The organism is Streptomyces roseifaciens (assembly GCF_001445655.1).
Classification (GTDB): Bacteria; Actinomycetota; Actinomycetes; order Streptomycetales; family Streptomycetaceae; genus Streptomyces; species Streptomyces aureoversilis.
In genome coordinates, this window is record NZ_LNBE01000002.1 from 321,450 (window position 1) to 340,066 (window position 18,617).

Here is an 18,617-nt window from a genome sequence, read left to right on the forward strand (position 1 = left end):
CACCCCCTCTCACCCCAAGAGGCACTCCGACAGGAGACAGGGAGACAGCACGCCATGTGCGGAATAGCAGGATGGGTCTCGTACGACCCGGCACACCCCGTCACCGCCGACACGGCCGACGCGATGACGCACACCATGGCGTGCCGCGGCCCGGACGCCCACGGCCTCTGGCTGGACGACCGGGCCGCCCTCGGCCACCGCCGCCTCGCCGTCATCGACCCCGACGGCGGCAAACAGCCCATGACCTTCGAACACGGCGGCCGGACGGTCGCCGCCCTCACCTACAGCGGCGAGGTGTTCAACTTCCGCGAGCTGCGGGCCGAGCTGGAGAGCCGCGGGCACGCCTTCCGTACGAGCAGCGACACCGAGGTCGTCCTGCATGCCTACCTCGAGTGGGGCGAGGACTTCACCGAGCGCCTCAACGGCATGTACGCCTTCGCCCTGTGGGACGTCCGGACCCAGGAATTGCTGCTGGTCCGCGACCGCATGGGCATCAAGCCGCTGTACTACCACCCCACGCCCGACGGCGTCCTCTTCGGCTCCGAGCCCAAGGCCATCCTCGCCCACCCCGCCGTACGTCCTGCCATCGATGCCGAAGGCCTCGCCGAACTCGTCGCCTTCACGAAGACCCCCGGCCACGCCGTCTACAAGGGCATGTACGAACTGCCTCCCGGCCACACCGCCCGCATCCGCCGCGGCGGTCTGATCCTGCGCCGCTACTGGGCGCTGGAGTCCCGCGAGCACACCGACGACCTCGACACGACGATCGCCCGCATCCGCGAGCTGCTGGAAGACATCATCGCCCGGCAGATGGTCGCCGACGTCCCCCTCGGCACCCTGCTCTCCGGCGGCCTCGACTCCAGCGTCATCACCGCTTTCGGCGCCCGGCAGCGCACGGCCGAGGGCGGTGCCCCCGTGCAGTCCTTCGCCCTCGACTTCGCCCGCCACGCCGAGAACTTCACGGCGGACGACTGGCGGGGCACGCGCGACACCCCGTACGCCGAGGCCCTCGCCCGGCACGTCGGCTCCGACCACCGGGTCATCACCCTCCCGTCGTCCGCGCTGCTCGACACCGCCGCCCGCGAAGCCGTCATGCGCGCCCGCGACCTGCCCTTCGACCTCGGCGACGGCGACACCTCCCTCTACCTGCTGTTCAAGGCGGTGCGCGAACAGTGCACGGTCGCGCTCTCGGGCGAGTCCGCCGACGAGGTCTTCGGCGGCTACCGCTGGTTCCACCACCCCGACTCCGTGGCCGCCGACACCTTCCCCTGGCTCGCCCCGCCCTTCGGCACCGGCATCTCCGGCCCCGGCAGCGGCCCCGGCGAGGCCCTGCTGGACCGCGGCCTGCTCGAGAAGATCGACCTGCAGGGGTACCGGGCGGAGCGCTACCGCGAGGCCCTCGCCGAAGTGCCCCGCCTGCCCGGCGAGACCGGCCCGGAACGGCGCATGAGGGAGATCGGTTACCTGCACCTGACCCGCTTCGTGCAGTGGATGCTCGACCGCAAGGACCGCGCCAGCATGGCCGTCGGCCTTGAGGTCCGCGTCCCCTTCTGCGACCACCGCCTCGTGGAATACGTCTTCAACACCCCTTGGTCCATGAAGACCTTCGACGGCCGGGAGAAGTCCCTCCTGCGCGCCGCCACCCGCGACCTCCTCCCGGACGCCGTCGCCGACCGCCTCAAGGCCCCGTACCCCACCACGCGCGACCCGTACTACCTCGACGGCCTGCGCAGCGCCCTGAAGCGGGCCACCGAGGGCCCGGACTCGCTCGTCCGCCCGCTCCTCGACGGCCCCTCGCTGGCCGCGGCCACCGCCGACGACCCCCGGCCGGGCTACCGCACCGGCAGCGAACTGGTCCTGGCCCTGGACTTCTGGCTGCGGACGCACGACGTGTCGCTGGAGTTCTGAGCACGGGGGCCGGAGGGGCCGCCGGCGTACCGACGGACCCTCCGGCCCCGTCCCCAAGTCGGCCAGTTGTCGACTGCCGGGCGGCACGCACAGCCACGACACTGCCAGGTGATTCCCGCGGCCGAGTACGGAGTACGTCGAGCACAGGGAGGCATCTGATGATCCATCTGACCGAGACCCTGGCCCTGCAGAGCGTCGAGGAGTTCCTGACGCCGGCGGAGCTCGGACAGCTGGTCAAGATCATGGACAGCGAGATCGCGGCGACCGGATGGAAGCCGCGGCGCCAGGCCGAACTCCTCCGGGCCCCCGGGCTCGCCCAGGAGATCCTGCGCTCCGCCACGGTCCGCGCCCTGCACGTCCTGCAGCGGGCCCTGCCCTCGGTCGCCGCCGACGCCCGCTGGGACTACACCGAACTGACGGCGGGCCAGCACATCCCGACCCACATCGACGGGATCCCCGACCCGGCCGTCGCACCCCGGCGCATCGGACGCATCGGCGTGGTCCTCGAGGACGCCGACGAGGGCGGCGAGTTCTACATCGAGACCACGGCCGGCCCGGCCGTCTGGACGGGAGCCGTCGTGGGCGAAGCCGAGGGCTACGCCCCCGGCACCCCCCTGACGTACCGGATGCCGCACCTGGGCGGCCACGAAGCCGTACCCGCCTGGCTCCGCGACATCGACTCCACCCGCTGGGTCACCCCCACCCGCCCCGGCACCGCACTCGCCTACGGCGCGCAGGTCCTCCACGGCGTACAACCGGTCCGCGCCGGAAAACTGCGCAAGTTCGTCACCGACCTGCTGGACACCCCGGCGCGAAGGTAACCTCGCCGGCCGCAGCGCCCACCGCGCGTAAATCGTTTGGCCAGGTCACAGGCGCCCGCACAGACTTGCCCCATGCAGGAGCCCCACCGCCGCATCCGGGCGGCGCACACCGACAGCACCATCACCGTCTACCAGGCCTACGCCCCGCGCCTCGGCCTGCCGGCCGCCCGGGACGGCCGGTTCCCGTCCGCGTGGAAGCGGGACCGTATGACGTGGATCAAGCCCTCTTTTCTCTGGATGATGTACCGCTGCGGCTGGGCCACCAAGACCGACCAGGAGTGCGTCCTCGCGATCGAGATCGACCGGGCCGGCTTCGACTGGGCCTTGGCCAATGCCTGTCTGTCGCACTACGACCGGGACGTCCACGCCGACCGTGACGCCTGGCAGCGCGAGCTGAAGGCGGCACCGGCCAGGGTGCAGTGGGATCCCGAGCGCGACCTGCACCTGAAGGCCCTGCCCCACCGGTCCCTCCAGCTGGGGCTCGCGGGCGAGGCGGCGCGGCGTTACGCCGACGAGTGGACCGTGTCCGTCACGGACGTCACACCCCTGGCCCGTGAGGTCCACCGGCTGGTCGTCGCCGGGGACCTGGACGGGGCGCGGCGCAGGCTGCCGGAGGAGCGGCCGTACGAGCCGGCCGGCGGCTCGTGCCCGTAGCGGGTTCATGGCCGGAATTCGCTCGTCGCTTCGCCATGAACCCGCCGATGCGTATGCCCGTGCCCCGGGTCAGCCTGGCGGCAGCAGCTCCGTGAGGGGCAGGGCCGCCGCGTCCTGCGGGGGCCGCGAGAGGTAGAGCGTCGTGTGGAAGTACCCCTCGGTCTCCTTGCCCCGGGGGTCCTCGCCCGCGGCCTCGACGGCCTCGACGGCGTACCGCTGCTCCTCCGGCCCGCTGAAGTGGCGCTGCGGGAACGTGCGGGCGGTGTACTTCTCCGTGCTCAGGCCGTGGGCGGCCAGGGCGTCGGCGATCGGCTCGTACGAGGCGGTCCGGAGCACGAACGAGGCCACCCAGGGCGGCGTGTCCGTGCCCGCGGTGAGGGCCTTGAGCGTCCTGGCGGACAGGAACGTGGTCCCGCCGGTGATGGTGATGAGCCGGGCCCGCCGCGTCTGCCGGAGCAGTTCCCCGCTGGGCTCGGCGGTCTCCAGGTTCTCGGCGAACCCCTCGTCCAGCAGCCCGGCGGCCTGCGCGTAGGACACGGCCTGCGCGGCCACGTCGATGCCGACCACGCGTGCCGCCCCGGGCCGCCGGCGCGCCGCGAAGTACGCCCGGTCGTCCTCGATGAGCTCGGCCGTGGTGAGCGGCGCGACCTGCGGCGAGGTGTAGCGGGTGTAGAGCTCGTCCAAGGTGACGTCGTGGTTGAGGAGTGCCGCGTTGATGCCGTAGGAACAGCAGATGTCCACGACGGTCGGCGGCTCGTCGCCGGGTGGGCCCCCGAGGGTCTCGGCCATACGCCGGAAGACGCTCTGGGCATGGTGCGGTGTCTGGTACTCCAGAGGTCCCAGCACCGTGAAGTACGCCCGGGGGTCGGGCTGGTCGTAGATCTTGTCGAACGAGGTCATCCCGGAGGTCATCGCACAATTCCTCTCGCCCCTGGGGGCCGGCCGGACCGGCCCCGCTACAGGTAGAGCCTCCGGGGCCGAAAAGGGAACAGGGCGGGGGCTGAATCCGGCCATTTTCGGCGTATGTTCCACGCGGGCCGGCCCGACGCCACCCCGCCCCCGTCCGGCCCCGCCGTCGACCCCTACGGCCGCAGCCGTGAACTGGACACGGGTGAGGCTGCGTCCGGGCCGTCAGCCAAGCCTGGCAAGTCTGCCAAGCCCGGCAAGGCGGGCGACCGGGAGCCGTGCGGGACCGTCACGCGGACCTGACCCCCGGCGGCCCGTCGGAGTCCGGTGCCGTGCGGAGGCGCCCGGCCGCGGGGCCCTGGCGGTCCCGGATCGCCCGGGCCTCCTGCCGGCAGGCCCGGGCCCGCTCGGCCTGGCCGATGAGGTCGAGCGCGCGGGCGAGCACGGTCAGGACTCCGGCGAGCTGCCACCACGATCCGAGCCCGCGGAGGATGGACAAGGCCAGTTCGGCGGGTTGTACGGCTTCCTCGGCACGCCCGGCGATCAGATGGACCTCGGCCGTCCGGTAGAGGGTGATCCCCTCCCACCACCGCTGCCGGCTCTCCCGGAAGATGCCGAGCGCCTCCGCCAGCCGGTCCAGGCCCTCGTCCGTGCGGCCGTCCTCCGCCAGGGCCAGCCCCAGCGAGTACAGGGCGTTGGCCAGCCGCCAGGAGCCGCCGACGCTCCGGTAGACGGCAAGGGCCTCCTCGGCCAGCTCCACCGCCCGAGCGGCGTCGTCCAGTCCCACGTGGGCCCGGGAGAGGTTGGAGAGGGCGCTGGCCTCGCCGACCCGGTTGCCGTCGGCCCGGAAGTGGTCGAGGGCCCGGCGGAGATGAGCCTCGGCGTCGCGGTAGCGCCGCTGGTGGATGGCGATGATGCCGAGCTGGTTCGCGGCGTAGCAGCGGATCAGCATCGGGTCGTCGGTGGCGTCGACGAGGAGCAGCGACCGGTGGGCGTACTCGTCGGCCTCCTCCAGCTGCCCGGTGAACCTGTGCGCGTGGGCGAGGGCGATGCAAGCCCGGCCCTCCGCCTGCGCGTCACCGGCGACCCGCGCCGCGGCCAGCACGGCCTCGGCGGCGTGGACGTAGGCGCTCCCGCTGATGCCCGCCTCCACCAGGTCCTTGGCGACGAGCAGCAGGTCCGCCGCCCGCGCCAGGGTGGCCGGGGAGCCTCCTCCGGTCGCCTGCAGGCGCACGCAGGACAGGATGCAGGCGGCTTCCGCGACCAGCCAGTCGACGGCTTCCCCGCCGTCCTCGAGGGCGAGCCCCGGCACCGCGGTGGGCGCCAGGTGGGCCACCAGCCGGTCCCCGGGCCGTGCGAGCGCGTAGGACCGGGCGGCGGTGGCGAGGTAGAAGTCGAGCAGCCGCGAGAGGGCTGCTTCGCGGCCGGCGGGGGGCTGTTCGTCGCGTTCGGCGCATGCACGCGCGTAGAGGCGTACGAGGTCGTGGTAGCGGTACCGGCCGGGTGCGGCGGACTCCAGGAGGGACGTGTCGACCAGCGATTCCAGCAGTTCCTCGGTGGCATCGACGTCGAGGTCCAGGAGGGCTGCGGCGGCGGTCAGCGAGATGTCCGGGCCGTCGGCCAGCCCGAGGAGCCGGAAGGCGCGGGCCTGCCCCGGCTCCAGCTGTCCGTAGCCGAGCTCGAAGGTGGCCTTGACGGCGAGGTCGCCGGCGCGCAGTTCGTCCAGGCGGCGGCGTTCGTCGCCGAGCTTGCGCGCGAGCACGGGGACGGTCCAGGTGCGGCGGGCGGCGAGGCGGGAGGCGGCGATGCGGATGGCCAGCGGCAGGAAGCCGCACGCCGCAACGACGTCCGTCGCGGCGTCCCGCTCGGCCTCCACGCGCTCGGTGCCCACGATCCGCGTGAAGAGCGCGAGCCCTTCGCCGGGGCCCATCACGTCGAGGTCGACGATGCGAGCAGCGGCGAGCCCGGTCATGCGGTGGCGGCTGGTGACCAGCGCCGCGCAGCCGCCGGTCCCGGGCAGCAGCGGCCGGATCTGGGCGGCGTCGCGGGCGTTGTCGAGCAGGACCAGGACGCGGCAGCCGTCGAGGGTGGAGCGGAAGAGCGCGGACCGCTCCTCGATGCCGTCGGGAACGGCGGCACCCGAGACGCCCAGGGCGCGCAGGAACCAGCCCAGCACGGCCTCGGGTTCGGCGGGTTCCGGGCCCGCGCCCTGCAGGTCGGCGTAGAGCTGTCCGTCCGGGAAGTGGTGGCGTACGGAGTGGGCCGCGTGGACGGCGAGCGTGGTCTTTCCCACGCCGCCCGTGCCGGTGACGGCAGGGACCGCCGGGCTGCGGCCGGGTCCGGCGGCCAGCAGGTCACGGATCTCCGCCACGTGCGCGGTGCGGCCGGTGAAGTGCGCGATGTCCGCGGGCAGCTGGGCGGGCCGGACGAAGCCCTCGCGGAACCCCGCCGTCTTCCGGGCGGGGCCCGCGGCGGCCGCGAGGCCGGGGTCGGCGTTGAGGATGCGCTGCTGGAGCTCGGACAGTTCGGGGCGCGGGCCGACGCCGAGTTCCTCGGCGAGGAGGCGGCGGGTGTCGGCGTAGACGGCGAGGGCCTCGGCCTGGCGGCCGTTGCGGTAGAGGGCGAGCATGAGCAGTTCGCGCAGGGGCTCGCGCAGCGGGTGGGCGGCGGTCAGGGCGGTCAGCTCGGAGACGGCCTCCGCGTTGCTGCCGACCTCCAGATCCAGCTCCAGGCGCGTCTCGATGAGCGACAGCCGCCACTCCTCCAGGCGCGTGCGCTGCGTCTCCGCGTACGGGCCCGGCAGACCGGCGAGCGATTCGCCCCGCCACACGGCGAGTGCTTCGGTGACGAGTTCCCGGGCGCGCACCGGGTTTCCGGAGCGACGGGCCCGGTGTCCCTCCTCGGCCAGCGCCCTGGCCCGGTCGAGGTCCAGTTCCACGACCGGTCCGGAGCCGGCCGCCCCCCAATCGGCGGGCCCGGTGCGGATCGCATAGCCGCCGGAGTCGCTGACGAGGACGCCCGCCCCCTCCGCCCCGAACGACCGGCGGAGCCGGAAGGCGTACGTACGGAGGGCGTTGAGCGCCGTGGCCGGCGGACCGGAGCCCCAGAGGCCGTCGACGAGCTCCCCCACCGTGGCCGTGTGCCCGCCCCGTAACAGGAGGGCCGCGAGCACGGCGCGCTGCTGCGGCGAGCCGGTGTCGAGCGCTTCCTGCCCCCGCCAGGCCAGGACGGGCCCGAGCACGGCGAAGCGCAAGGGCTCCTGCGGCGTCCGTGTGCCTTCCAATCCGTGTCCCCTCGCAGTGGCCGGCGCGGCTGTCGATCCGGTCGTCGTGGCGCGTTCACCGTGCCGATTGCGTGATCATATGACTCCGGAAGGTGCAGGCGAGCGCCGAGCGGCGGGAAGCGGCCACGCCCCGAGCAGGGCGCCTGCGCCGGCCGCTTCCCCCGCCCGCAGGTCAGACCACCGCGCCCGAGTCCCTCGGGTCCTTGCGCGGTGCGGAGGGCGCGGGCGGTGCGGCGGCGGGGCGGTGTCCTTCGAGGATCACCGCGATCGGTGCGGCCGTCAGGACGGTCGAGCCGATGCCGAACAGCACCCCGGCGAGCAGCGCCAGGGAGAAGTCGGCCAGTGAGTCGCCGCCCAGCACCGCGAGCGCAGCGAGGACGAAGAGGACGCCCATGCCGGTGTTCACCGTGCGCGGCACGGTGTGCAGGATCGCGCTGTCGACGGCGGACGCCAGCGGCATCCGTCCCTCACCCGTCCCCGTCCCCGTCCCCGGCCCGCCGGTCCGCCCCGGGCGCCGCGTCTCGCGGATGCGGTCGAAGACGACCACCGTGTCGTTGACGGAGTAGCCGACCACCGTGAGCAGCGCCGCGAGGAAGACGCTGTCGGCCGGCCGGCCCAGCCAGGCGAACAGCCCGACCACCAGCAGCACGTCCTGGACCATCGCCGCGACCGCCGCCGTCGCGAAGGTCCAGCGGAAGCGCACGCTGAGGTAGACGAGCTGGGCCGCCACCGCGACGCCCAGGGCGATCAGCGCCTTGTCGCGCAGCTCGCTGCCCAGGCTCGGCCCGATCCGCTCGTCGCGCTCGACGGTGACGGTCCCGCCGTGGGCTTCCAGGGCCGACTTGATGCGCTGCTGGTCCCCGTCGTCCATGGTCCCGGTGCGCACGACGACGTCGCCGTTGCCCGACTTCTGCACGACGGCGCGCGGGAACCCGGCGTCACCGACCGCGGCGCGCGCCTTCTCCACGTCCACGGGGCGGCTCGTGCCGTACTCGACCAGACGGCCCCCGGTGAACTCGACGCCGAGGTGCAGCCCGCGCACCCCGATGCCCGCGACGGAGAGGGCCAGCAGCACGGCGCTGACGCCCAGCCAGATGCGGCGGTGGTGCATCAGCCGGGGGCCGCGGCGGGCGAGGAAGGCCCGCAGCCGGCCCGCCGAGGCGACTCCGGCCAGGCGCGGCCTGCGCCGGACGCAGTCGCGCCGCAGCGCCCAGTCCGCGAGCACCCGGGTGATGACGAGGGCGGAGATCATGGAGGCCGCGACGCCCACGGACAGGGTGACGCCGAAGCCCTTGACCGGGCCCGTGGCGAAGAAGAAGAGCAGGCCGGCGGCGAGGAGGGTCGTCACGTTCGAGTCGACGACGGCGCTCCACGCCTTGCCGAAGCCCTTCCGCAGCGGGCCGCGGAGGTCCTGCGGGCCGGCGCGGCGCGCGGGTGCGACCCGGGCCCGTTCGTACTCCTCCCGGGTCCGTTCGAAGACGAGGACGTTCGCGTCGACGGCCATGCCGACGGCCAGCACGAACCCGGCCAGCCCGGGGAGGGTGAGCGTGGCCCCGAGCGCGACCAGCGCGGCGTACGAGATCAGCCCGTACAGCGCGAGCGCCACCGTGGCCAGGACGCCGAGCAGCCGGTAGACGGCGACGACGAACAGCGCCGTGCAGACGAGGCCGATGACCGCCGCGGCCGCGCTGGCCCGGATCGCCTCGGCGCCCAGCGTCGGGCCGACGGTGCGCTGTTCGACGACCTCGACCGGGACGGGCAGGGCGCCGCCCTTGACGAGCGCGGCCAGATCGCGGGCCTCTGCGTCGTCGAACCCTCCGGTGATCTGGGCGCTGCCGCCCTGGATCCCGGTCCGGCACGGCACGCTGCTCTGCATGGCCGGTGCCGAGACGACGCGGTCGTCGAGGACGATCGCGACCCGGCGGGACGCGTCGCCCGGTGCGGCGCACGCCGCCTCGCCCGTGACGCGCGCCCAGCTCTTCCCGCCGCCGCCCCGGAAGGAGAGGGCGACGGTCCAGCCGCCGCCGGTCTGCGCGTCGAGGACGGCCCGGGCGTCCTTGACGTCCTTGCCGGTGAGGGCTGCCGGGCCCAGGTGCAGGGAGTGGCCGGGGGCGTCGGGGTCGGGCAGGGTCCGTGCGCCGGCGGCGCCGTCCGCGGCCGCCCGGGGGCTGCTGCCGTCCGGCACGGTGCCGAGTACGGGGTGGAAGGTGAGCTGGGCGGTGCGGCCGATGACGTCGACGGCCTTCCGGGGGTCCTGGACGCCGGGCAGTTCGACGACGATGCGGCGCTCGCCGGAGCGCGCGAGCGACGGCTCGGCCACGCCGAGCGCGTCGACCCGCTGCCGCAGGACCTCCAGCGCCCGGTCGGTGGCGGCGGCGTCCGCCCGGGACGTGGGCGAGTCCCGCGTCTCCAGCACGATCTGGGTGCCGCCGCGCAGGTCGAGGCCGAGCCGGGCGGGGGTGGTCAGGGCGAAGAACAGGGAGGCCGCGACGACGGCGAGGGCGACGAGCGCGCGCCACAGCGGGGCGCGGCGCGAGGGCCGGGGTGACATGGTTTCTCCACTTCACGGCAGACGGAGGTGGAGCGTCGGCAACCGGAGGCCCGGCCTCGCAGGACGCATCGACGGGACGCCGGAATTGACGACGCGCCGGAATTGACGACACGCCGGAATCGGCGACACGTCGGAACCGACGAAACGTCACGGACCGCTGCGGGCACGCGAGAAGGGCAGGGCGGGGCCGACGCTCAGGGCGTCAGATGCTCCGTGTGGAGGGAGGGCCGCGGGGGCGGCGCGAGGAGGGGGCCGCCGCGGGCGGCGCACGCTCCTGCCGGGGTCCGGCGACCTCGCCGGCCGGCAGCGGGACGGCGAGCGGCCCGGCCACCGGGCCGGGCACCGCTCCGGGCAGCCCGGGCGGACGGGTGTGCTGCACGGCCGCGGAGACGTGGAGGCCCTGGGCACGGGTGCCGTCCGCCGCGGGCGGGGAGTCCGGCGCGCTGAACGCGGGACGGGCCTGGTCGGCGGCAGAGGTACCGGAGGTGGCGAAGGAGACCGAGGCGACCGGCGGGAAGGCCGAGAGCGTGGTGCCCGAACCCGTCGGCACCGTCCCGCAGACCACGCCGAGCAGGAGGACGAGCAGGGACCACAGGGCGACCGGCGCCGGAGTGCGCCGTGCGTGCTGCTCCACACCGCCTCCGTCAGTCGGTTCCCGTGCCCGGTATCGCCGTCAGCGCGCGCCGGGGCGCGCAGGCTCCACCCTAGCCCGCCAGGCCGGGGGTACGGGCCGTCGCGGCATCGGGGCCCGGGACGGGAACGGTACGGGAGCGGGACGATGCGACGGTTTGATCACGCGACTGTCACAGGAGCCCCGCCCGGCCCTTCTGCCGCCGGATCCCGCCGCGAGGTGAAGTAAGAATGTGCACGTCAAGACAACCATCACGGGGGATTCATCATGCGTCGTCAGCTCATCACCGCCGCGGCCGTCATCGTGCTCGCGGCCACCGCCACCGCCTGCAACGGCGACGGCACCGACCCTGCGGCGGACGCCAGTGCGTCGGCCGACAAGAGCCCCGCGCCCCAGCAGTCGAACCCGGCGCCGGACCAGGGCGGCGCGGGCCAGGGTGGCGGCCAGGACAAGGACAAGGACAAGGGCCAGGGGCAGGGCGGCGCGCACGCCATCGGAGGCAAGCTCACACTCAAGGGCAAGAAGCCGGGCGAGCAGCTCGACGTCACCCTGAAGGGCTTCGCCGACCCGGCCCACAGCGACAACAAGTACATGAAGCCGGCCGCCGGCAAGCGCTGGGTCGCCGCCCAGTTCGAGCTCGTCAACACCGGCACGGTCGCCTACTCGGACAGCCCCTCCAGCGGGGCCAAGGTCGTCGACGGGCAGGGCCAGGCCTTCACCCAGACCATGGGCAGCGTCACCGAGGGCCCGAAGTTCCCGGTCACCGTGAACATCGCCCAGGGCGGCAAGGCCCTCGGCTGGGTCGTCTTCTCCGTCCCCGAGAGCTCCAAGCCCGAGAAGGTGCAGTTCACGCTGGACGGCGGCTTCGCCAACGAGACGGGCGAGTGGACCCTCAAGAAGTGACGCCCGGCACCGGCCGGACGCCCGGCGTCAGTTGGTGGACAGCGAGCCCGCGACTTCCGTGAGCGCGTCGAGGACCGGCCGGATGAGCGGGTGGTCCTCGGCGCCGCGGCGGACCGCGGCGAACACGCGCCGGGTCGCGGCCGGGCCCTCGACGGGGCGGACGACGGTGTCCTTCAGCTCCATGCCGCGCAGCGCCGAGCGCGGCACGAGGGCCACCCCGGCGCCGGCCCCGGCCAGGGCGACCACGGCGCGGAAGTCGTCCGAGGAGTGCACCAGGCGGGGCTGGAAGCCGGCCAGTTCGCAGGCCAGCACCACCACGTCGTGGCAGGGGTTGCCCGGGTAGGGGCCGATCCAGTCGCTGTCGGCCAGCTCGTCCAGGCTCACGTGGGGGCTGCCGGCCAGCGGGTGCGCGGCGTGCAGGACGGCGTCGAAGGGCTCGGCGTAGAGCGGCACGCGGACGAGCCGCAGGTCGTCCTCCCGCGGGGCGCCCCGGTACTCGACGGCGAGGGCCACGTCGGCCTCCCCGTCCAGCACCATCGGCAGGCTCGCGTCGCCCTCGGCGTCGCGCACCCGGAGCCGGATGCCGGGGTGGCGGACGGCGAGGAGCCCGATGACCGGGGCCAGCACCTCGGCGATGCCCGTCGCGAACGCCGCCACGGTCAGCTCGCCGGCGGTGCCGCCCGCGTAGGCGGCGAGCTCCGCCTCGGCCCGCTCCAGCTGGGCGACGACCTCGTGGGCGTGGGTCAGCAGGATCTCGCCGGCCGCGGTGAGGCGCACGCCGCGGCCGCTGCGGGTCAGCAGGACGTGGCCGGTCTCCTGTTCCAGCGCCGCGAGCTGCTGGGAGACGGCCGAGGGGGTCAGGTACAGCGCGGCGGCCGCGGCGGTCACCGTACGGTGGTCCGCCACGGCCCGCAGGACACGCAGCCGCCGGGGGTCGATCACCCCGTCATTTTGCCAGGAACGGGCGGTAACCCCGGCGGGACCCCGGCCCGGGGGTTCCGCCGGAGTCACCGCCCGTTCCGGCCGGGCTCAGCCCCGCAGTGCGTTGCGCGCGTCGACGAACGCGGCGACGGCCCGCTCCACGTCGGCGGTGGAGTGCGCCGCGGACAGCTGCACGCGGATCCGGGCGGCACCCATCGGGACCACCGGGTAGGAGAAGCCGATCACGTAGACGCCGCGCTCCAGCAGCAGCTCCGCCATCCGGCCGGCCTCCGCCGCGTCGCCGATCATGACGGGGGCGATGGCGTGGTCGCCGGGCAGGATCTCGAAGCCCGCCTCGGTCATCTTCGTGCGGAACAGCTCGGTGTTGGCCTTCAGCCGCTCCCGCAGGTCGCCCGCGGACTCCAGCAGGTCGAGGACCTTCAGGGAGGCGGCGGCGATGACCGGCGCGAGGGAGTTGGAGAAGAGGTACGGGCGCGAGCGCTGGCGCAGCAGGGCGACGATCTCGGCGCGGGCGGCGACGTAGCCGCCGGAGGCGCCGCCGAGGGCCTTGCCGAGGGTGCCGGTGATGATGTCGATCCGGTCCATGACGCCGTGCAGCTCGGGGGTGCCGCGGCCCCCGGGGCCGACGAAGCCGACCGCGTGGGAGTCGTCGACCATCACCATCGCGTCGTAGCGGTCGGCCAGGTCGCAGATCTCGCGCAGCGGTGCGACGTAGCCGTCCATGGAGAAGACGCCGTCGGTGACGATGAGCTTGCGGCGCGCGCCGCCCTCGTTGGCGGCCTGGAGCTGCTTCTCGAGGTCGGCCATGTCGCGGTTGGCGTAGCGGAAGCGGCGGGCCTTGGACAGGCGGATGCCGTCGATGATGCTCGCGTGGTTGAGGGCGTCGGAGATGACCGCGTCCTCGGCGCCGAGCAGGGTCTCGAAGACGCCGCCGTTGGCGTCGAAGCAGGACGAGTAGAGGATCGTGTCTTCCTGGCCGAGGAACGCGGACAGCCGCCCCTCCAGCTCCTTGTGGACGTCCTGGGTGCCGCAGATGAAGCGCACCGAGGCCATGCCGTAGCCCCAGCGGTCGAGGGCGTCCTTGGCGGCGGTGACGACCTCGGGGTGGTCGGCGAGGCCGAGGTAGTTGTTGGCGCAGAAGTTGAGGACGTCGCCGGGGGCGCCGCCCGCCGTGACGTGGACGGAGGCGCTCTGCGGGGTGCCGATCACGCGCTCGGGCTTGAAGAGACCGGCCTCGCGGATCTCGTCGAGGGTGGCGCGGAGGTCGTCGCGGACGGACGCGTACATGCGGGGGACTCCTTACGGAAGAAAAAGGGGGCTGCCTGGCCGGGGTGGCCGCCCCGGCGGGAGGGGCGGCCGGGCGGGTCAGGCGGTCCAGTCGAGGATGATCTTGCCGCTGCGGGCGGTGGCGGCCTCGTCGAAGGCCGCGTCGAAGTCCTTGTACGAGTACCGTCCGGTGATCACCGGGCTGAGGTCGAGGCCGCCCTCTAGCAGCACCGTCATCGCGTACCAGGTCTCGTACATCTCCCGGCCGTAGATGCCCTTGACGGTGATCATCGAGGTGACGATCTTCGCCCAGTCGACGGGGAACTCCTGGGCGGGCAGGCCCAGCATGGCGATCTTGCCGCCGTGCGTCATGTTGGCGATCATGTCGCGCATGGCCTCGGGCCGGCCGGACATCTCCAGGCCGACGTCGAAGCCCTCGCGCAGGCCGAGCAGGCGCTGCGCGTCCGCGATGCCGGCGTCGGAGACGTTGAGGGCCAGGGTCGCGCCCGCCTTGCGGGCGATCTCCAGGCGTGGCTCGCTGACGTCGGTGATGACGACGTTGCGGGCGCCGGCGTGCTTGGCGACGGCCACGGCCATGATGCCGATCGGGCCCGCGCCCGTGATCAGCACGTCCTCGCCGACCAGCGGGAAGGAGAGCGCGGTGTGCACGGCGTTGCCGAACGGGTCGAAGATCGCGGCGACGTCGAGGTCGACCTTCGTGCGGTGCACCCAGACGTTGGAGGCCGGCATCACGACGTACTCGGCGAACGCGCCGTCGCGGCCGACGCCGAGGCCGACCGTGCTGCGGCACAGGTGGCGGCGGCCGGCCAGGCAGTTGCGGCACTTGCCGCAGACGAGGTGGCCCTCGCCGCTGACCAGGTCGCCGGCCGTGATGTCCTGCACGTCCGCGCCCACGGCGGCGACCTCGCCGACGAACTCGTGACCGAGCACGAGCGGGGTCTTGACCGCGCCCTGGGCCCAGCCGTCCCAGGAGCGGATGTGCAGGTCGGTGCCGCAGATGCCGGTGCGCAGCACCTTGATCATGACGTCGTCGGGGCCGTACTCCGGCTCCGGGACGTCCATGAGCCACAGCCCGGGCTCGGCCTTGTGCTTGACGAGTGCCTTCATGGCTGCGGCTCCAGGCGTCGTGAGGTGAAGCGTGATTCTTTTGCGCGCACCAATGTGCCCAGTGGTGACCGTGAAGTCCATCGAGGTTTTCTTAAGCAGGGCAACAGCAGAACTTCACGCGGTGCGCGCGGGGCGTCGCGGCGGGACCCGCGCCGGGTACGACGAGAGGCCCACGAGAGGTCCTCGCGAGTCTCGGTGAGGATCTCTCATGGGCCTCGTCAGGCCCTCACCCGAGGCGGGTCAGCTTCGCCCCCGCTCCCGGCGCCGCCATGTCCTTCCGGAGCGCGACGGGCACCTGCGCCCGGCCCGGCCCGGTCCCGACGGCCAGCGCCCCGACATGCGTACCGGCCCCGGCGGCGCGCGGGATGCCCTCGCCGCCGGGGACGAGCTCGAGCTTCGTCTTCAGGCCGCCCCAGCCCACCGCGCGCAGGTCCGCCGTGGCGACGACCGGCGTCCGGCCGCCGAGGCCGTCATCCACGTACCCCACGACATCACCCTTCCGGACCACCGTGGCGGGGGCGAGGGCGTCCTGCACCGCCTTGATCATCTTGTAGCTGCGCTCCTTGACGACCTTCAGGTGGGCGTTGGCGTCGTCGCTGCCCGCCTGCCGCTGGGCCATGGTCGCGCCGACGATCAGGCGCTCCTTGCCCTCGATCGTCCGCTTCGCCGCCCACATCAGCGCCCCGCCCGCCGGACGGCTCGACCCGGTCTTGATGCCGAGCCCGCCGGGGTTGGTGACCAGCAGGTCGTCGTTGTTGTTGTAGATCCGCCCGGGGAGACCGGGGACGTCGGCGTTCGGCATCCTGACGATCTTCCGCAGGACGTCGTTCTTCATGACCTCCTCGGCCAGCTCGACCTGGTCCGCGGCGGTGCTCACGGTCGACGCGTCCAGCCCGCTCGGGTCGGTGTACGTCGTGTCGTCCATGCCGAGCTCCTCGGCCGCCTGGTTCATCTTCTTCACGAAGGCGTCCTCCGACCCGGCGTCCCAGCGGGCGAGCTGCCGGGCGATGTTGTTGCCGGAGGGGATCAGCAGCATCTGCAGCATCTGGAACTGCGTGTAGGTCTGCCCCTCCGAGACCTCCACGCGCGACTCCTCCTGGGCGCCCGCCTCCTTGGCCGCCGTCGCGTCGATCGTGATCCGCTCGCCCTCCTCCCCGTTCTTGAGCGGGTGCTCCTTGAGGATCACGTACGCCGTCATGACCTTGGCGACGCTCGCGGTCGGCACGGGCTTCTGCTCGCCGTGCGTGCCCAGGCTGCCGACGCCCACGACCCTGGCCGCGGCCTGGCCCTCCTCCGGCCACGGCATGGAGAACGCCTCACCGGTGAAGGTGTACGGGTCCCCGGCGACCGTGAACCGCGGGTCCGGAAGCGGCCGGACCAGCTGGACGATGCCGAGGAGGACGGCCAGCAGCAGGACGAGCGGCGCCCAGATCTTCACCCGGCGCGCCACGGTGCGGGCCGGGGACGGCGGGGGTGCGGGGCGGTTGGTGAGCTGCGCGAGCAGGTCGAGCGGGGCGGGCGGGGCGGGCTGCTCCGTGGACGCTCGCCGTTCGGCAGGCGCGGGCGGTTCCGTGGACGCTTGCTGTTCCGCGGGTGCCTGGGGCTCTGCCGGTGCCTGCTGCTCCGCAGACGTCGACTGCTCCGTCGCCGTCGCCTCCTCCGGCTCCTTCTTCAGCTCCGCCATGCCGGGGGACTCGCCTGCCACCGATGCCTCCTCCAGATCGTCACCACTCGCCATCGAACCGATGTGCTAGACGAGTGCGACATACCTGGGGGTTCCACCATCAATATGCCGATCTGATGAGCATGTGGTCCGCAGCCCTCCGTAGCCCTCCGCAGCTCATGCGTCCGTGTTCGTCTTCGTGCCGGCGTCTGCGCCGGCGCCGGTGTCGGCCTCCGTGCCGGCGTCCGCGTTCCTGCCCGCGTCCGCCTTCCGGAAGCCGTCGAGGATCTTGCCCTCCGTGCTGAGCCAGCCGCGCTCGTAGTCGAACCGCGGCGCGCCGGCGAAGGTGAGGTAGAGCCACTTGAAGTTCTCGGCGAAGACGTACGCGGGGCAGTGGTCGCCCTTGGCCTTGGGCTGCCGGGTGACGTCGGTGACCACCGTGTAGCCGCCCGGGACGCGATGGTGCTTCCTGAGGTTGCGGAAGTACTGCCAGGCCGTCGTCCGGTAGTGCGGGTCCCCGGTCTGCCACCACAGCTGGAAGGCGCAGTTGGCGTATTCGGGGCGCAGGTCGTTGCGGCGGCTCACGGCCTGCAGGCGGGTGTAGTCGATCTCCTCGGGGATGACCTCGTACTTGTCCAGGACGGCCGTCCAGGAGTGGTAGTAGTCCGCCGCGAGGTCGTTGTCCCCGCCGACAGGCAGGACGGCGACGGCCAACGCGGACTGGCGCCGGCTGATCAGCTTCCCGGTGCGGAAGTCGACGTGCTTGAACCAGAGCCTGCCGTCCACGCGCTCCGCTTGGTGCTTGCGCATGGCGGCGGTGAACATCCTGAACCAGTCCCGGCAGTCCTCGTCGCGGAACATCAGCCAGGCGCCCCACAGGTACTCGTAGAACGAGTCCGCCGGGGGGTTCACGGCGACGCTGTCGCGGTCCGCCCACCGGCCGGTCTCGACGTTCAGCCGGGTGGCCAGCAGGTCGAGCGAGGAGCGCCGCTCGACGACCGCGCGCAGGGCGCGCTCGGCCGCCTGCCGGTACCGCCGGTCGCCGGTGACCCGGGAGAGGACGCCGAACTCCAGGATGTTGGTGCCGATCTCGGCCAGGGGCAGCGTCGTGCCGGAAACGTGCTTCGTCCGCAGGTTCACGTACCGGTACGGCATGCCGGTGGGCGACGACGTGAAGGCGGGCAGCAGCCGGTCGGCCAGGTCGGTGCAGCGGTCGAGCAGGACCTTCTCCCCGGTGGCGAGGTAGCCCGAAAGGAGGCCCCCCACCAGCCGGATGGTGCACTCGAAGACCTGGAAGTCGGCGTCGACGTCGAAGTCCAGGTGGTTCCTGATCCAGTCGACGCAGCGGTCGACCTCGGTGTCGAGCTCCATCAGGTAGTGGGTGTCGAGCGCCTCGATGATCGACAGGCCCACCGGGTGGTTCCTGGCGAAGAAGTCGTGGTAGCGGCCCGACACCGGGAGGACCTCGTCGTGCCCCCAGGCGAACCGCTTGTAGCCCTCCCACGCATGGACGAACTCGGCCCGGATCTCCTGGGCCTTCTCCCGGTCCGCACGGAACCTCCCCCGCCGCGCGGGCACCGCCCGGGCGGCGCCTCCGGACCCGGACCCGAATCCGGACCCGGACGCGGACCCGGGCTGCGCCCCGGCCTGTGCGGCGGCTCCGGACCGCGCCTCGGCCGGTGCGTGCCCGGCCGCGCCGAGCGCGCCGCTCACGGCGAGACCGCCCGTGGCCGCGAGCCCGGAGAGCAGGCGGCGCCGGGTCGCGGGCGCGGGGAGCGAGTCGTACGTCATGACGGGCAGGGCCTCCTGGACACCGGTTCCGCCCCCCGACACTGATCGCAGTATGCGTCGGGCGGGCCGCTCCGGGCGGCAGGCGCGGCGGGCGGATGGTCATACCACCGTTCGGCCGGATGGCGAGAACCGGACGGTCCCGGAACCGGCCGCTGTCATGCTGATCGCGC

13 protein-coding genes are annotated in these 18,617 nt (G+C 73.4%); 4 read left to right on the top strand and 9 right to left on the bottom strand.

Features of this window, described 5'->3' with window-relative positions:
- The first annotated feature begins 54 nt into the window (after positions 1-54).
- The 3 genes from asnB to AS857_RS03255 all read left to right on the top strand — a co-directional run bounded on the left by asnB (position 55) and on the right by AS857_RS03255 (position 3,383).
- Positions 55-1,908 carry an asparagine synthase (glutamine-hydrolyzing) gene (gene asnB / locus AS857_RS03245; RefSeq protein ID WP_058041566.1) on the top strand — a complete coding sequence of 618 codons (1,854 nt, stop codon included), beginning with the start codon at positions 55-57 and terminating at the stop codon, positions 1,906-1,908.
- 158 nt (positions 1,909-2,066) lie between these two features.
- Positions 2,067-2,729, top strand: coding sequence for a hypothetical protein (locus AS857_RS03250; RefSeq protein ID WP_058041567.1), 663 nt, complete (start codon positions 2,067-2,069; stop codon positions 2,727-2,729).
- Between the two features lie 72 nt (positions 2,730-2,801).
- Positions 2,802-3,383, top strand: coding sequence for a DUF4291 domain-containing protein (locus AS857_RS03255; RefSeq protein WP_058041568.1), 582 nt, complete (start codon positions 2,802-2,804; stop codon positions 3,381-3,383).
- A gap of 69 nt (positions 3,384-3,452) precedes the next feature.
- Here the strand turns inward: AS857_RS03255 and AS857_RS03260 are convergent, their stop codons facing one another.
- From AS857_RS03260 to AS857_RS03280, 4 genes are all read right to left on the bottom strand, one after another.
- Positions 3,453-4,295 carry a hypothetical protein gene (locus AS857_RS03260; RefSeq protein ID WP_058041569.1) on the bottom strand — a complete coding sequence of 281 codons (843 nt, stop codon included), beginning with the start codon at positions 4,293-4,295 and terminating at the stop codon, positions 3,453-3,455.
- Between the two features lie 283 nt (positions 4,296-4,578).
- Entirely contained in the window at positions 4,579-7,572 is a 2,994-nt protein-coding gene (locus AS857_RS03270; RefSeq protein WP_058041571.1) for an AfsR/SARP family transcriptional regulator, read from the bottom strand.
- A gap of 172 nt (positions 7,573-7,744) precedes the next feature.
- Complete coding sequence (secD, locus tag AS857_RS03275) at positions 7,745-10,123, bottom strand: protein translocase subunit SecD (protein ID WP_058041572.1); 2,379 nt, start codon at positions 10,121-10,123, stop codon at positions 7,745-7,747.
- 202 nt (positions 10,124-10,325) lie between these two features.
- A complete protein-coding gene (locus AS857_RS03280; protein WP_058041573.1) occupies positions 10,326-10,757 on the bottom strand; it encodes a hypothetical protein in 432 nt (143 codons plus the stop codon).
- Positions 10,758-11,021: 264 nt separating this feature from the next.
- Here AS857_RS03280 and AS857_RS03285 point away from each other — a divergent pair, with 264 nt between their 5' ends.
- Positions 11,022-11,657: a DUF4352 domain-containing protein gene (locus tag AS857_RS03285; RefSeq protein WP_058041574.1), complete on the top strand. Its 636-nt coding sequence runs from the start codon at positions 11,022-11,024 to the stop codon at positions 11,655-11,657.
- A gap of 27 nt (positions 11,658-11,684) precedes the next feature.
- Here the strand turns inward: AS857_RS03285 and AS857_RS03290 are convergent, their stop codons facing one another.
- The 5 genes from AS857_RS03290 to AS857_RS03310 form a co-directional block, all read right to left on the bottom strand.
- Positions 11,685-12,599, bottom strand: a complete 915-nt coding sequence (locus AS857_RS03290; protein WP_058041575.1) for a LysR family transcriptional regulator — start codon at positions 12,597-12,599, stop codon at positions 11,685-11,687.
- Between the two features lie 87 nt (positions 12,600-12,686).
- Positions 12,687-13,886 carry a glycine C-acetyltransferase gene (locus tag AS857_RS03295; RefSeq protein ID WP_058041576.1) on the bottom strand — a complete coding sequence of 400 codons (1,200 nt, stop codon included), beginning with the start codon at positions 13,884-13,886 and terminating at the stop codon, positions 12,687-12,689.
- A gap of 78 nt (positions 13,887-13,964) precedes the next feature.
- On the bottom strand, positions 13,965-14,993 hold the full coding sequence (tdh, locus tag AS857_RS03300) for an L-threonine 3-dehydrogenase (RefSeq protein WP_058041577.1): 1,029 nt from the start codon (positions 14,991-14,993) through the stop codon (positions 13,965-13,967).
- 226 nt (positions 14,994-15,219) lie between these two features.
- Complete coding sequence (locus AS857_RS03305; RefSeq protein WP_058041578.1) at positions 15,220-16,698, bottom strand: D-alanyl-D-alanine carboxypeptidase family protein; 1,479 nt, start codon at positions 16,696-16,698, stop codon at positions 15,220-15,222.
- A gap of 135 nt (positions 16,699-16,833) precedes the next feature.
- Positions 16,834-18,489 (bottom strand): glycoside hydrolase family 47 protein, encoded by a 1,656-nt coding sequence (locus tag AS857_RS03310; protein WP_245699565.1) that lies wholly within the window; start codon positions 18,487-18,489, stop codon positions 16,834-16,836.
- Between the last annotated feature and the right edge of the window lie 128 nt (positions 18,490-18,617).